Raw genomic sequence first — 14,400 nt, 5'->3', positions numbered from 1 at the left:
GCCTCCACGTCAGTCCCTCCCCCGACCCCTCCCGCAAGCGGGAGGGGAGCGCAAGCGCCGCTCTCGTGCTCACCGGAGGCGTGGAGAAGGGCCATACTCACTTCGCCTTGACCGCTTTCGGTTTCTCGACGGGCACCTTCATCTCCGGGTGGCGCGCATAGAGCCACTGCTGCTGGAGCACGGTCAGGATGTTCGAAGTGATCCAGTAGAGCTGCAGGCCGACGGCGAACGGCGCCATCAGGAACATCAGCATCCACGGCATGATCGCGAACATCTGCTTCTGCATCTCGTCCATCGGCGCCGGGTTCATCCGCATCTGGAAGAACATCGACACGCCGAGCAGCACCGGCACCACGCCGATCGCCAGGAAGCTGGGCAGCGGATAGTGGAGATAGCCGAACAGGTTGAGGATCGTCGCCGGATCGGGCGCGGACAGGTCCTTGATCCACAGCACGAAGGGCTGGTGGCGCATTTCGATCGTCAGCAGCAGCACCTTGTACAGCGCGAACATGATCGGGATCTGCAGCAGCATCGGCGCGCAGCCGGCGAGCGGATTGACCTTCTCCGCCTTGTACAGCTGCATGATCTCCTGCTGCTGGCGCTGCTTGTCGTCCTTGTAGCGCTCCTGGATCGCCTTCATCTTCGGCTGCACCTGGCGCATCTTCGCCATCGAGGCGAACTGCTTCTGGGCGATCGGGAAGAGCAGGCCGCGGATGGTGATCGTCAGCAGGATGATCGCCACGCCGAAATTGCCGACCAGCTTGAACAGCCAGCTGAGGTAGGTGAAGATCGGACGCTCGATGATCTCGAACCAGCCCCAGTCGATCGCGCGCTCGAACTTCGCGATGTCATACTGCTTCTGATAGGCGTCGAGCAGCTTCACTTCCTTGGCACCGGCGAAGAAGTGGCTGGTATAGGTCGATTCCTTGCCCGGGCGGATCGCGATCGGCTGCGAGAGCGCCACGTCCGCCTGATACTGCTGCGCCGCGGTGCCGCGCTGCTGGATGGTCACGCCCCCGCGCTGGTCGGGGATCGCCGCAGTCAGCCAGTAATGGTCGCTGAAGCCGACCCAGCCGCCGGTGGTGGCGAACTGCTGGGGCGTGCTCTCGATGTCCTTCCAGTTGATATAGTGCGCCGCGTCGATGGTCGCGGCGACCGGGCCGACATGCGCGGCCCACTGGCTGGTATCGGTCGAGCGCTGGCCGCGCGAGATCAGCGTGTAGGGCGTCACCGCGACCGGCGCCGCGCCGCGATTGGCGACGGTCTGGCGGACGGTGAACATGAAGTTCGAATCGACGCCGAGCTCTACCGTGAAGGTCTGGCCGGCGCTGTTGGTCGCGGTGAGCTTGACCGGAGTCGCCGGCGTCAGGGTCTGGCCATCGGCCTTCCACACGGTGTTCGCGTCCGGAGCGCCAGCGCCCTGCCAGCCGAACTGCGCGAAATAGCTACCCTCGGCACCGCTCGGCGAGAGCAGGCGGATCGGCGGCGAGTTCTTGTCGACGGTCTGGTCATACTGGCGCAGGACGAGGTCGTCGATGCGCAGGCCCTTCAGATTGATCGAGCCCTTCAGCGCCGGCGTGTCGATGGCGACGCGCGGGCTATCGGCCAGCACGGCCTCACGGGCACGAATCGTCTTCGGCGCGTTGGCGGCCGCATCGACGCCGGAGTTCGGCACCGGCTGCAGCTTGCCGTCGACCATCTTCGCGGGCGCGGCCGGCTGCTGCGGGAACAGCCAGTGGCTGATCATCGGCCAGCCAAGCAGCACCAGCGCCGCGAACGCCGCGAAGAGGATGAAATTCTTCTGTTCTTCTTTCACCGATAATCCCCGGAAGGAAAACTCAAGGAACGGGATCTGGGCCGTGCCCGCCCCATGGATGGCAGCGCGCGATGCGCCGGAGCGCAAGCCAGCCGCCTTTCACCGCCCCATAGCGGCGAAGCGCCTCGATTGCATAGGCCGAACAGGAAGGCTGGTAGCGGCAGGTGGGCGGCAGGATCAGCGACGGCCCCAGCTGCCAGGCGCGCGCGAGCAGCATCAACGCGCGAGCGATCATTGCCCGTCCTTGGGACGGACGCGGCGGAGCGCCTTGGCGAGTTCCGCCTTCAAATCGGCATAAGGGCGTTCGATCCCGCCGTTCCTGCCGATCAGCACATGGTCCGCGCCGGCGATTCCCGCCTCGGGCAGGATTTCGCGCGCGAGCATGCGAAAGCGCCGCTTCATCCGATTCCGGATAACGGCGTTGCCAACTTTCTTGGATACGGTAATGCCGATCCGCATCGACGGATCGGCATCGTTCCGTTCGCGCACCAGCAGGACGAAACCGGGCATCGGTGCCCGCTTTCCCCCGTTGGCGGCGAGATAGTCCTTGCGCTGCGTGAGCCGGTCGAGGCTCAGCAAGGGCGTGTCGGTGCTTACGCCGACAGCTTCTTGCGGCCGCGGGCGCGGCGGGCGCGGATCACATTGCGACCGCCCGGGGTCGCCATCCGTGCACGGAAGCCGTGCCGGCGCGCACGCACCAGGTTGCTCGGCTGAAAGGTCCGCTTCATCGCTCATCCTCGAGTATCTAGAACGTAAAAGGGCCGCCACAGGGGCGGCCGCGTGTCGAGCGCCCTTACGGGGAAGCGGCGCAGGAGTCAACGCGGGATGCGGAAATTGGCCGGCTTCGGAGCACATCGGTCCTGGAGATGGGTGTGGTGTGGTGCCTATGCAATACGCTTGCCCCCGATTGTACCGCTTCCGTAGCGAGCAAAAGGCGCTATGCTCCCATTACGGGGAGGGGGCTCTCTTGGTCGCCAGCGTTTCGACAGTTGCCTATCTCGGGTTGGAAGCGCGCGCGGTGGAGGTGCAATGCAACCTCGTCGCCGGGCTGCCCAAGTTCGTCGTCGTCGGGCTGCCCGACAAGGCGGTGGCGGAGAGCCGCGAGCGGGTGCGCGCCGCCATGGCCGCGATCGGCCTCGCGCTGCCGCCCAAGCACATCGTGCTGAACCTCTCGCCCGCCGACCTGCCCAAGGAAGGATCGCATTTCGATCTCCCCATCGCGCTGGCGCTGCTGGCGGCAATGGGCGTGGTCGACGCCGAGACGATCGCGGGCTATGTCGTGGTCGGCGAACTGGCGCTGGACGGGCGGATCGCGCCGTCACCGGGGGTGCTGCTGGCAGCGATGCACGCGGCCGAGGCGGGCAAGGGGCTGGTCTGCCCCGCCGTGCAGGGGCCCGAGGCGAGCTGGGCCGGGCAGGTCGAGGTGCTCGCCGCGCCCGACCTGATCAGCCTGCTCAACCACTTCAAGGGCAACCAGCTGCTCCCCGCGCCGGTGCCGGGCGAGGTCGATGCGCCGGGGCAGGGGCCGGACCTCGCCCAGGTAAAGGGGCAGGAAAGCGCCAAGCGCGCGCTGGAGATCGCGGCGGCGGGCGGGCACAATCTGCTGTTCGTCGGGCCGCCGGGGGCGGGCAAGTCGCTGATGGCGGCATGTCTGCCCGGCATATTGCCGCCGCTGGAGGCCGCCGAGGCGCTGGAGGTGTCGATGGTCGCCTCGGTCGCGGGTACGCTGCTGGGCGGGCGGCTGACCCGCACCCGTCCGTTCCGTGCGCCGCATCATTCGGCCTCGATGGCGGCGCTGACCGGCGGCGGGCTCAAGGTGAAGCCGGGCGAGGTGAGCCTCGCGCATCTCGGCGTGCTGTTCCTCGACGAGCTGCCCGAGTTCCAGCGGGCCGTGCTCGATTCGCTGCGCCAGCCCTTGGAAGCGGGCGTGGTGAGCGTCGCGCGGGCCAATGCGCACGTCACCTTCCCGGCCCGCGTGCAGTTGATCGCAGCGATGAACCCGTGCCGCTGCGGGCATCTGGGGGATCCGGCGCTGGCCTGTGCGCGGGCGCCGCGCTGCGCGGCGGACTATCAGGCGAAGGTCTCGGGCCCGCTGCTCGACCGCATCGACCTGCATGTCGAAGTCCAGCCGGTCACCGCCGCCGATCTCGTCCTCCCGCCGCCGGCGGAAGGATCAGCGGAGGTGGCGGCGCGGGTGGCAGGGGCACGGCGGGTCCAGACGGCACGCTATGCGGGCACCTCGACGCGCACCAATGCCGAGGCCGATGGCGAACCGCTGCTGGCGGTCGCCACGCCCGACGAGGCGGGCCGCAAGCTGCTCGCCCAGGCGGCCGAGGCGATGCGGCTTTCGGCACGGGGCTATACGCGCGTGCTGCGGGTGGCGCGGACGATCGCCGATCTCGCCGGTGCCGAGGGGGTAGGGCGCATCCATGTGGCGGAAGCGCTCAGCTACCGCCGCCAGGCGCCGCGGAGTTGATCGAGCGATCCTGATCGAGGCGATCCTGGAATATCTCGGCGCGATCGGCGGGCCGGATCGCGGGACATGGAAGCTGTGGCTCGGGATTGTCGCAGGCGGCGCATCGCCTGCGTGCTGCTTGCATATGTCGCCTAGCGGGGCAGCTTGCGCCCAAAGGCGGACATTGCTTACAAATTGATGGGAAGGCTTCTTTTCGACCCAGGAACGCGTTGCTCTATTGACGATATTGCGCGAAAGTCAGGCGATTATGAAAGCGAAGCATCTGATTGCTCTTGCAGTGTTCACACCTGTCTACTGGGCGGTTGCGATACCCGCTGCCATCATCGTTGGCTGGGAGATGGACTTCCAGTGTACTCGTGGCGCGCCAACTCTGCATCCGTGCTATATCACTAAATTCCTGATCCCCGCTTTGTTCTTGTTGTTCGCCTACGTTTACGCATGGATAATATGGACCATTGCGCAACGCGCCGAACGGGATCACGCGGAGATGAACCGCTTGTCATCCGAGGTGTCGGCTTCGGACGGCAGCTAACCACCCAACTCCGGCCGTTCGCGGCTAGTCCATCCCTCCTTGCGCTCGGAGCAATGGTCTCTATATGTTCCGTGGTTGTCGCCTGTGGGCGGCCGCTCTTTGATCCTGTTTGAACCTCCCCCTGCGCGCGAAGCGGCACGCCGCGCGTGCCGGTCCTGTGGTGCGGAGGCAGCACGCGTGAAGTTTTCACGAGCCTAAACTTCCTCAACTTCACGTCCCCATGGGGCCCGTCGATGCACCCGCGTAAACGCGCGTGCGCCTAAACTTCCTAAACTTCGGTCGGCGGCCGCCGTTCGGTGCGGCGCCTCTTCGCCCGCGTTCAGCTAGTGCTGCTTCCGGCACGATCGGCAGCAACCTCCCAACAGCCCCCGCGTTCAGCCCCGGTGCAACAGCCCCGAAACGAAGCGCCCGACGGCGAAGAGCCCGATCTCCCTCCCGACGAGGAGGAGGAAGTCCAGGAACGCGAGGCCGCGTCCTCGCGCGTCATCCACGAGGTCATCCGCCGACAGGGGGACGAGGAGCTCGACCGGCCGGCGAGTTCGCTGTTCTTCTCCGGCGTAGTCGCGGGCGTGGCGATGGCGGCATCGGTGCTCGGACGCGGGCTGATCGAGAGCCATTTGCCCGATACCGAATGGCGGCTGCCGGTGGCGAGCATCGGCTATTGCCTGGGCTTCGTCATCGTCGTGCTCGGGCGGCTGCAGCTGTTCACCGAAAGCACGCTGTCCGCGGTGATCCCGGTCGCGTCGAGCCCGACCTTCCGCAACGTCGCGCGGCTGGGGCGGCTCTGGGGGCTGGTGCTGACGGCCAATCTCGTCGGCACGCTGCTGATCGCCTGGCTCGCGACCGAAGGCTGGGTGGGGACGGAAGCGAGCACCAAGGCGATGCTCGACACCTCGCGCAGCCTGCTCGAACTCACCGGTTGGGACGCGGTGCGCGCGGCGGTGCCGGCGGGGTTCCTGATGGCCGGGATCGCCTGGTCGCTGCCCGGCGCGCGGCGGCAGGAATTCTTCGTGCTGGTGTTCTGCACCTATTTCATCTCGCTCGGCGAATTTGCGCACGTGGTGGCGGGCGCGGTGGAGGCGTGGATGCTGTGGCTGGCGGGCGAGGCGAGCCTGACCTGGGTGCTAGGCGGCTTCCTGGCGCCGGCGCTGCTCGGCAATATCCTCGGCGGATCGGTGCTGTTCGCGCTGCTGGCGCATGCCCAGGTGCGGGAGGAGACGTGAAGCGGGGCGGCCGGGAGGGATCAGCTTTCCGGTTGCAGGAAGCCGGGCAGGCGCTATAGGCTGCCGGGCCATCACGCGGGCGTGGCGGAATGGTAGACGCAACGGATTCAAAATCCGTCGTTGGCAACAACATGTCGGTTCGAGTCCGACCGCCCGTACCAACTTACCTGCTGCGATGTCCTCCGGCCTGCGGGCCGGGATTCAGCCGCGAACGTCGAGGAACCGGCGTTCAGCGCCGTCGATGCACAGCGCGGTCAGCCGGCCGCTCGCATAGGCGCCGGTATCGATGCCGATGCGGTTCGGCAGGCTCTCGGGCTCCTCGCTGATGGTGTGGCCATGGACCACCATCGCGCCGTGATTGGCGGTGCTGCGCAGGAACGGTGCGCGGATCCAGCGCAGGTCGCGTGCCTGCTGGCGCTCGATCGGAATGCCCGGCCGCACCCCTGCATGCACGAACACATAATCGCCGAGCGCGAAATACGACCGCAGGTTCCGAAAAAAGGCGAGGTGCGCCGCGGGGATCGCCGCGCGCAGCCGCTGGATCCCTGCCTCCGGCAGCTGCGTGCGCAGGTCGAGCGGATCGACGCCGTAGCTTTCGGCGCACTCCGCGCCGCCAAAGCGCAGCCATGCGTCCAGCTGGTCGGCGGCGCCGTCGAGGATCGCCAGCAGCATTTCCTCATGGTTGCCGCACAGCAGGGTGAGCCCGGGATCGACGTGCGACCGCGCCAGCAGCAGATCGACCACGCCGCGCGATTCGGGGCCGCGATCGATCAGGTCGCCGAGCAGGATCAGATGCTCTTCCCGGCGCGGATCGGCGCGGCGCTCGGCATCGATGCGCGCCAGCAGCTGCTCCAGCAGGTCGCGGCGGCCGTGCACGTCGCCGATCGCATAGGCGCGCACCCCCTGCGGGACCGCGAAGCTCACCGCGTCGGGCGCAGAGGTGCGAAAGGGCCAGCGCAGCGCACGCATGATCGCCCCCGGTAGACCGGGATCCGCCCCGGCCGCAACCATTCGCTGCGGATCGCCGCCGCGCGGCCTATTCGCTGCGCAGCGCCCAGGCGGGCGAGGCGCGGCTGGCGCGCAGCGACTGGCCGAGCACCGTCAGCACGGCGATCGCGGTGGCGATCAGGCTGGCGCCGAGGAAATAGAGCGGGGACAGCGCGATGCGATCGCCGAATCCCGCCAGCCACGTCCGCGCGGCGAACCAGGCGAGCGGCCAGGCGAGCAGGTTGGCGATCAGTACCGGGCGCAGGAACTGGCCGACCAGCAGCCGCGCGACGTCGCCGGCCGAGGCGCCGAGCGTCTTGCGGATGCCGATCTCGCGCACGCGGCGGGCGGTGCTGAACGCGGCGAGGCCCCAGAGGCCGACGCAGCCGATCAGCACCGCGAGGCCGGTACCGATGCCGACCAGCCGCATCGCCCGATCGTCTTCGGTGTAGAGATCGGCCAATTTCCGGTCCGCCGTGTCACCACGGAACGGCACCTGCGGAATCATCCGCCGCCACGTCGCCTGCACCGTGTCGAGCATCGCGCGCGGATCGCCGGTGAAGCGCACCGCGCCGATATGCTGGTACACCGCGTTCGGCGTGTAGATGTAATAGGCGGCGGTATCGGCCGTGCGCGGCGAGAAGAAGCGCAGCTCGTCGATCACGCCGACGATCGTGCGCGGTCGCGGATTGCCGACGGTCTTGCCGATCGCTTCCTCCGGCGTGCGAAAGCCGAGCGCGGTCACCGCGCGGCGATTGAGCACGACGTTGCGGCCCAGCGGCCAGCGCTTCCAGTCGCTGGCATCGTCGGCGGCGTGGGCATCGTCGAGCAACCGGCCGGCGAGCAGGCGTGGCCGATAGGTCTCGAAGAAGCCCGGGCCGGCGCTGATCAAGCGTAGCAGCGGGCCTTGGCCCGGCGGCCCGGGCTGCTCGACGATGTCGATGTTGCTGATGCCTTCGCCGCCCGGCGCGGCATTGGCGGTGCCGACGCTCTGCACACCGGGAAGGGCGCGCAGTGCTGCGAGAAACGCACGCGCCTGGTCCTGCCCGATCTTGGTGTCGGCAAGCGAGGTGACGGTGATCAGCCCCTCGCGACGGAAGCCGAGATCGGCGACGCGCAGGTGGCGCATCTGCACCGCCATCACCACCGTGCCGATCAGAAAGGCGATCGCGAGTCCGAATTGCAGCACCACCAGCGCCTCGCGCAGCCGTGCGCCTGCCTTGCCGCCGCCGGGTGCCCGCGCCGAGGCGAGCACCGCGGCTGCCGGGAAGCGCGAGAGGACCAGGGCGGGGTAGACACCGGCGGCCACGCCGACGACCAGCGTGACTGCCGCCAGCAGCGACAAGGCCCAGATATAGGGCATGGCGAGCGCGGTACCGCCGGCGGCATTGACCAGCGGCAGCCCGACTTCTGCAAGCATCAGCCCGAGCAGCGCGGCGACGGCGACGCTGGCGATCGCCTCGCCCAGGAACTGGCCGATCAGCGCGGCCCGGCTGGCGCCCACCACTTTCCGCATCGCTACTTCGCGGGCACGCAGACCGGCGCGGGCAGTGGCGAGGTTCACATAGTTGACGATGCCGATCAGCAGGGTGAGCAGGCCGATCGACCCCAATGTGGTCACCATCAGCTGGCGGCTGGCGCTTTCCGGACCCGATGGCTTGAGGTGGGTGTCGGCGAGCGGGATGAGCGGCAGCGACAGCCATTTCGAGGCGCCGGGGCCGAAGTCCGGGCGCGCCCGACGATCGATGAAGGACGGCAGCCTGGCCGCGAATGCCCGCGCCGCGCTCGGCGTCTCGAAGCGGAGGAAGGTGGCGACCGAGGCGGTGCCCCATTTGTACCAGGCCCATTCGGAGGGCGGCGGGGTCTTGGGTATCGCGATCAGGATGTCGGCTGTGAGATCGCTGTTGGCGGGCAGGTCCTCGAACACCGCCGCCACGCGGTAATTGGCGGGCGCGTCCAGGCTGATGGTGAGCGTCTGCCCGATCGGATCGGAGCTGCCGAAATAGCGTCGCGCCGCCGAGCGGCTGAGCAGCGCCGCACCCGGATCGCCCAGCGCGCGCGCGCCGTCGCCCTGCACCATCGGCAGCGCGAACACGTCGAGGAAGCTGGGATCGATCTGCGCGACATTCTCGGCGGTCGCGATCCCGCCGCGTAGCACCGCGCCGCTCTTCGCGCCGTTCGGCGTGCGGAAGCCGCCGCCGCGGATGCGGGTGCCGATCAGGCCGGGGAAGTCTTCGCGCATCTGCTCCAGCATGCCCGGCATGGTGGCGGGATAGGCGCCGTTGAACGGGCTGCCCGGGAACTGCACAGCGGTATCCACGCGGTAGATGCGGTCGTAGCGCGGGACCCAGCGCTCAAAGCTGGTCTCGAAGCGGACATAGAGCGCGAGCACCAGGAAGGTGGCGATCCCCATCGCCAGCCCGCCGATGGTGAGCAGCGCGTAGAGCTTGTCGCGGGTGAGCGACCGGTACAGGGCCAGCAAGGCGAAGCGGGGCATCGGCGTCCTCTCTTATTCGTAGCGCAGTGCGCGTGCGGGTTCGGCGCGGGCGACCCGCCACGATTGGCCGAGCACGGTCAGGATCGCGATCGCCGCCGCCAGCGCGGAGGCGAGCAGGAAGTACCAGGGCGTGAGCGCGATCCGATCGTCGAAGCCGGCCAGCCATCGCTCCATCGACACCCAGGCGAGCGGCCAGGCGATCAGGTTGGCGATCAGCACCGGCCGCAGGAACTTCGCCAGCAGCAGCTGGAGCACATCGCGGGTCGAGGCGCCGAGCGCCTTGCGGATGCCGATCTCCTTGATCCGCCGTTCGGTATCGAAGGCAGCGAGGCCGTACAGGCCGATACAGCCGATCAGCACCGCGAGCGCCGCGCCGGCGGTGAACAGGCGGGTGCGCTGGGCATCGGTACGCTGGAACTGTTCGTAGAGCTGCTGGTCGACGGTGAGCGCCTGGAACGGCACGTTCGGGGCAATCCGCCGCCAGGTCGCCTCGAAGCGGTCGAGGATCGGCTGGGCGTTCGCACCGGTATACCGGGCGGCGAGCACGGGGGCGAACAGGTCCTTCGACTTCAGCAGATAGGCCTGCGGCTCCACCGGCGCGCGGGGTCCCGTGAACCGGAAGTCTTCGATCACGCCGACGATGGTCGCCGCATCGCCGCCATTGTTGACCGCGCGGCCGATCGCATCGGCAGGGCTGGCGAAGCCGAGCCGGCTGACCGCGGTGCGATTGAGCAGCAAGTTGGTCTTGCGGCCTGGGCCGGTGGCAAGCGCGGCATCGTCGCCGGCGAAGCGCGTCGGATCCAGCCAGCGCCCGGCGAGCAGGCGGGCGCCATAGAGCGCGAAGAAGCCGGGCCCCACCTCGTCCTGCACGACGTTCGGGTCCGGGCCGGTCGCGCCGTCGCGGTGCATCGTCGCGATGCCATAGCTGCCGCCCCCCGCGGCGATCGAGGATTGGGTGACCCCGGTCACGCCCGGGAGCGCCGCCAGCGCGGCAGCGAGATCATGGCGCTGCGCAACGTCCAGACCCTCGTCGCCAAATGCGGGCACCATCAACAGCCCGTCGCGGTGGAAGCCGAGATCCGCGGTGTCCAGATGTCGCGCCTGGGCAAACAGCACGGCGGTTCCGATCATCAGCGCGATGGCGGTGGCGAACTGGAGCACGACGAGGGTGGCGCGAAGGCGACGACCCGCACGTCCGCCGCCCGATGCTCCCGCCGCGGCCAGGATCGTTCCCGGCTGGAAGCCGGAAAGTACCAGCGCCGGATAGAAGCCGGCAACGAGTCCCAGCAGCACGATCAGCGCGGCCAGCGGCGGCAGCACGGACTCCGCCCCCAAATAGACCAGCCGGAGGTCGGTGCCGCCGAGGGTGTTGACCAGGGGCAGGGCCAATTCGGCCAGTGCCAGCCCGAGCAACCCGGCGAGCGCGGTGGTCGCGATCGCCTCGGTCAGAAACTGCGCGACGAGCATCGGCCGGCTGGCGCCCAGGACCTTGCGCAGCGCCACTTCGCGGGCGCGCAGGCCGGCGCGGGCGGTGGCGAGGTTCACATAGTTGCCGATTGCCACCAGCAGGACGAGGAGGCCGACCAGCCCGAGTGCCGCGACTACCGCGCGATCCTGCTCCTCGCGCAGGTGCATCGAGGCGAGCGGAAGCAATCGGTGCCGCAGCCGCAGCTTGTCCGCCGGTCCGGTGAAGTCCGGATCGGGGTGGCGGCGGTTGAAGCTGGTGATCTGGGGCAGGAATCGTGCGGCCGCGGCTTCGTCGTCGAACCGCAGGAACGTCACCAGCCCCTTGCCCTTGCGGCCGAACATGGGCGTGTCCGGCATGAGGCGGACGAAGATCGTCTGGCGTTGGGTGATCGACTTTGGCAGATCGCGGATCACGGCGCCGACGCGCACCAGCCGCGGCTTGCCATCGACGGCGAACGTCAGCGTGCGACCGATGGCGCCGCTGCCGGGCAGATAGGTGCGCGCGACGCTTTCGGTGATGACGGCGCCGTCGGGCGACCGTAGCGTTGCGGCGGGATCGCCTGCCACAACCGGCAGCGGGAAGAAGGTGAAGTAATTGGGATCGACAAAGCCGATCGGCTCGGCTGCGCTCCCGTTGCCGATCCGCACCGCGGCCTCGTTCGCGGCCAGCCGGGCCCCCTGCAGGCCGGGATTGTCGGCTTGCAATAGCGGTAGCATCTCCCGCCGCGTCGGGATGTTCACCTCCGGCGCGCCGGAGAACTGCATGCTGCGCTGAACGATCCAGGTCCGGTCCCAGCCGGGCAGCGCATGGTCGAACGTCGTCTCGGTGCGGACGAACAGCGCGAGGATCAGGAACACCGCCACGCCCAGCGCCAGCCCGCCGATATTGACGAGCGTGAACAGCTTGTGCCGCGTGAACGAGCGATAGAGGGCCAGCCAGGCGAGGCGGTGCATGGGGTGCCGGTCCTATTCGTAGCGGAGCGCGCGGGCCGGTTCGGCGCGGGCGACGCGCCACGACTGGCCGATGACGGTGGCCACCGCGATCAGCACCGCGATGGCCGAGGCGAGCAGGAAATAGGCCGGCGACAGCCCGATCCGGTCGTCGAAGGTCGAGAGCCAGCGCTGCATCGCCACCCATGCCAGCGGCCAGGCGATCAGGTTGGCGAGCAGCACCGGCCGCAGGAACTTGGCGACCAGCAGCTGGAGCACGTCGCGGGTGGAGGCGCCGAGCGCCTTGCGGATGCCGATCTCCTTGATCCGCCGTGTCGTGTCGAACGCCGCCAGGCCATACAGCCCGATGCAGCCGATCCCGATCGCCAGCACCGCGCCCATGGTGAACAGCCGGGTGCGCTGGGTGTCCTGCTCGTAATAGGCCTTGTAGAGATTTTCCTCGACGGTTCGGCCGTTGAACGGTTCGGCGGGGGCGATGCGCTTCCAGGTCGCTTCGACTGCATCGGCCATTCTCTGCGGGTCGCCCGCGTACCGGAGGGTGACGAAGGCGTCGTTCAAGGGGCGGCTGTCATAGCGGTAGAAGGTGCCGCTGATTGCCTCGCGCGGGCCGCGGAAGCGCAGATCGTCGACGACGCCGATGATCGTCATCGTACCGTTCCCCTCCACCTGCTTGCCGATCGCCTCCTGCGGGCTGCGAAAACCGAGCAGTCCGACCGCGCTGCGATTGATGATGGTGTTGACCGCGCCGGCGCTACCCTTGGGGTGCAGGGCAAGGTCATCGGCGGGGCGTGCCTTGTCGAACAGGCGGCCGGCGATCAGGTGCGCGCCGAAGGTCTCGAAATAGCCTTCGCCAACGCGGATATCCATCAGCGACGGCGATCGAATGCCTTGCATGCCCGGCCGGTTGATCGAGGAAAAGTTGGTGAGGCTCTGATCCCCGGGGGCGTTCTGCGCCAGGGTGAGATGGCTCACGCCCGGCAAGGCCGCCCAGGCCCGCATCAGCGCCCATTTCTGCTCCGGCAGCAGCGCGCCGGTATTCAGCGACCGCACCACATAGAGCCCGTCGCGGCGGAAGCCGAGGTCGGCGGCGCGGACATGGTTTGCCTGTGCCGTCATCACCGTGGTGCCGATCGCGAAGGCGATGGCGATCGCGAACTGGACGATGACCAATCCTGTCCGGAGTCGCGCACCCGCCTTGCCACCGCCGGGCGCGCGAGCCGATGCCAGCACCGCTGCGGGACGGAAGCCAGCCAGTATTGCCGCAGGATACAGACCGGCGATTCCACCCACCAGCAGCACCAGCAAGACCAGCGGCGGAACGATGCTGTCCGTTCCCCAATACCGGATGCCGAGGTTCAGGCCGCCCAGGCTGTTGAGGAAGGGCACGGCCAGTTCGGCGAGGGCAAGGCCGATGAGCGCGGCGATCGCCACGGTCGCCACTGCCTCGATCAAGAACTGGCGTACCAGGGCGCGGCGGGTACCGCCGAGCACCTTGCGCACCGCCACCTCGCGGGCGCGCAGCCCGGCGCGGGCGGTGGCGAGGTTGATGTAGTTGACAATCGCGATCAGCAGCGTGAGCGCGCCGACCGCGCCCAGGGTGGTCACCACCGCGCGGTCGCCGGCGTTGAACAAATGGTGCGCTGTCAGTGGCCGCAGCGACTGTTCCCACTCTCCCTTTTTCATGTTCTCCCCGAACACCCGGCGCTCGGCGAAGCGATTCAATTCGGTTTGGAACGCTCTCGCCGCGGCCGGATCGGGAAAGTGCAGGAAGGTGATGAGCGAGGTGCTGCCCCAGTGATCGAACCACTCGCTCCCGAAGCGCGCGCGGTTCATCGGCACGTAGATGTCGGCGGTGTAGCTTTGGTCCTTGCGATTGTCTGCGATCACGGCGCCAACGCGATAGGTGTAGCTCGTGCCCTCGATGACGAGAGGCAACATGCGGCCGAGCGGCGACTGCGCGCCGAAATAGGCAGTGGCTATCCGCTGGGTGATCACCATGGTGTTGGCATCGGCGAGCGCGCGACTTGGATCGCCGGCGATCACCGGCAGACCCATCAGCTGGAAGTAATTGGGATCGACCGCGACCAGATCCTCACGATTGTTCGCCGTGCCCTGGCGGACAATGGTGGTGAGCGGCCAGAAGCGCGTGCCGCTCAATTGCGGGTAATCGGCGTGGAGATGGTCGAGCTCCGCGCCCATGGTGTAGGGGCTCGGGGTCTCTGGATATCCCTCCATGTGGTAGGTTTCCTGGATCACGTAGAGCTGGTCCGCCCCCGGGATCCAGCGATCGAACCCGGTCTCGAAGCGGACAAACAGATACAGCACCAGGAACACCGCGATCCCCAGCGCCAGACCACCGATGTTGAGCGCGGCGAACAATTTGTGGCGGATGAGCGAGCGGTAGAAGCTGGTCAGCGCCGATGTCATGGCGTCACTCCCGGTTCGCGGGTG

The 14,400-nt window shown here is 68.2% G+C and carries 11 protein-coding genes and 1 tRNA gene; 4 read left to right on the top strand and 8 right to left on the bottom strand.

Annotation, left to right across the window (positions count from 1 at the left end; genetic code table 11):
* Positions 1-97: 97 nt before the first annotated feature.
* Genes yidC through rpmH form a run of 4 tightly spaced genes read right to left on the bottom strand, consistent with a single transcriptional unit; the run spans position 98 to position 2,544 of the window.
* Positions 98-1,816 carry a membrane protein insertase YidC gene (gene yidC, locus SAZ01S_RS07340; RefSeq protein WP_084581487.1) on the bottom strand — a complete coding sequence of 573 codons (1,719 nt, stop codon included), beginning with the start codon at positions 1,814-1,816 and terminating at the stop codon, positions 98-100.
* A 22-nt stretch (positions 1,817-1,838) separates the two neighbouring features.
* Positions 1,839-2,051 carry a membrane protein insertion efficiency factor YidD gene (gene yidD / locus SAZ01S_RS07335; RefSeq protein ID WP_066722546.1) on the bottom strand — a complete coding sequence of 71 codons (213 nt, stop codon included), beginning with the start codon at positions 2,049-2,051 and terminating at the stop codon, positions 1,839-1,841.
* Positions 2,048-2,395, bottom strand: a complete 348-nt coding sequence (gene rnpA, locus SAZ01S_RS07330; protein WP_084581485.1) for a ribonuclease P protein component — start codon at positions 2,393-2,395, stop codon at positions 2,048-2,050. Before rnpA ends, yidD begins: the two co-directional genes overlap by 4 nt.
* 14 nt (positions 2,396-2,409) lie before the next feature.
* Positions 2,410-2,544, bottom strand: a complete 135-nt coding sequence (rpmH, locus tag SAZ01S_RS07325) for a 50S ribosomal protein L34 (protein WP_010545931.1) — start codon at positions 2,542-2,544, stop codon at positions 2,410-2,412.
* Positions 2,545-2,783: 239 nt separating this feature from the next.
* On the opposite strand from rpmH, the gene SAZ01S_RS07320 reads away from it, so the two are divergent.
* From SAZ01S_RS07320 to SAZ01S_RS07305, 4 genes are all read left to right on the top strand, one after another.
* Positions 2,784-4,292: a YifB family Mg chelatase-like AAA ATPase gene (locus tag SAZ01S_RS07320; protein ID WP_084581483.1), complete on the top strand. Its 1,509-nt coding sequence runs from the start codon at positions 2,784-2,786 to the stop codon at positions 4,290-4,292.
* 217 nt (positions 4,293-4,509) lie between these two features.
* Positions 4,510-4,824: a hypothetical protein gene (locus tag SAZ01S_RS07315; protein WP_084581481.1), complete on the top strand. Its 315-nt coding sequence runs from the start codon at positions 4,510-4,512 to the stop codon at positions 4,822-4,824.
* 383 nt (positions 4,825-5,207) lie between these two features.
* Complete coding sequence (locus tag SAZ01S_RS07310; RefSeq protein ID WP_084581480.1) at positions 5,208-6,047, top strand: formate/nitrite transporter family protein; 840 nt, start codon at positions 5,208-5,210, stop codon at positions 6,045-6,047.
* Positions 6,048-6,122: 75 nt separating this feature from the next.
* A tRNA-Leu gene (locus SAZ01S_RS07305) sits at positions 6,123-6,208 on the top strand.
* A 40-nt stretch (positions 6,209-6,248) separates the two neighbouring features.
* Here the strand turns inward: SAZ01S_RS07305 and SAZ01S_RS07300 are convergent.
* The 4 genes from SAZ01S_RS07300 to SAZ01S_RS07285 all read right to left on the bottom strand — a co-directional run bounded on the left by SAZ01S_RS07300 (position 6,249) and on the right by SAZ01S_RS07285 (position 14,376).
* Positions 6,249-7,016: a metallophosphoesterase family protein gene (locus SAZ01S_RS07300; RefSeq protein ID WP_084581478.1), complete on the bottom strand. Its 768-nt coding sequence runs from the start codon at positions 7,014-7,016 to the stop codon at positions 6,249-6,251.
* A 67-nt stretch (positions 7,017-7,083) separates the two neighbouring features.
* Positions 7,084-9,531 carry an ABC transporter permease gene (locus SAZ01S_RS07295; RefSeq protein WP_084581476.1) on the bottom strand — a complete coding sequence of 816 codons (2,448 nt, stop codon included), beginning with the start codon at positions 9,529-9,531 and terminating at the stop codon, positions 7,084-7,086.
* Between the two features lie 12 nt (positions 9,532-9,543).
* Positions 9,544-11,952, bottom strand: coding sequence for an ABC transporter permease (locus SAZ01S_RS07290; protein ID WP_084581474.1), 2,409 nt, complete (start codon positions 11,950-11,952; stop codon positions 9,544-9,546).
* Positions 11,953-11,964: 12 nt separating this feature from the next.
* A complete protein-coding gene (locus SAZ01S_RS07285) occupies positions 11,965-14,376 on the bottom strand; it encodes an ABC transporter permease (RefSeq protein WP_084581472.1) in 2,412 nt (803 codons plus the stop codon).
* Positions 14,377-14,400: the final 24 nt, after the last annotated feature.

It is taken from the genome of Sphingomonas azotifigens NBRC 15497, from assembly GCF_002091475.1.
Taxonomy (GTDB): domain Bacteria; phylum Pseudomonadota; class Alphaproteobacteria; order Sphingomonadales; family Sphingomonadaceae; genus Sphingomonas; species Sphingomonas azotifigens.
The sequence above is the reverse complement of the archived record's forward strand: the minus strand, read 5'-3'. Positions and strand labels throughout refer to the sequence as shown.

Bases quoted from the DNA above. Each gene is read 5' to 3' on its own strand.
- yidD (WP_066722546.1), bottom strand. From the start codon at position 2,051: ATGATCGCTCGCGCGTTGATGCTGCTCGCGCGCGCCTGGCAGCTGGGG.
- rpmH (WP_010545931.1), bottom strand. From the start codon at position 2,544: ATGAAGCGGACCTTTCAGCCGAGCAACCTGGTGCGTGCGCGCCGGCAC.
- SAZ01S_RS07300 (WP_084581478.1), bottom strand. From the start codon at position 7,016: ATGCGTGCGCTGCGCTGGCCCTTTCGCACCTCTGCGCCCGACGCGGTG.
- SAZ01S_RS07295 (WP_084581476.1), bottom strand. From the start codon at position 9,531: ATGCCCCGCTTCGCCTTGCTGGCCCTGTACCGGTCGCTCACCCGCGAC.
- SAZ01S_RS07290 (WP_084581474.1), bottom strand. From the start codon at position 11,952: ATGCACCGCCTCGCCTGGCTGGCCCTCTATCGCTCGTTCACGCGGCAC.
- SAZ01S_RS07285 (WP_084581472.1), bottom strand. From the start codon at position 14,376: ATGACATCGGCGCTGACCAGCTTCTACCGCTCGCTCATCCGCCACAAA.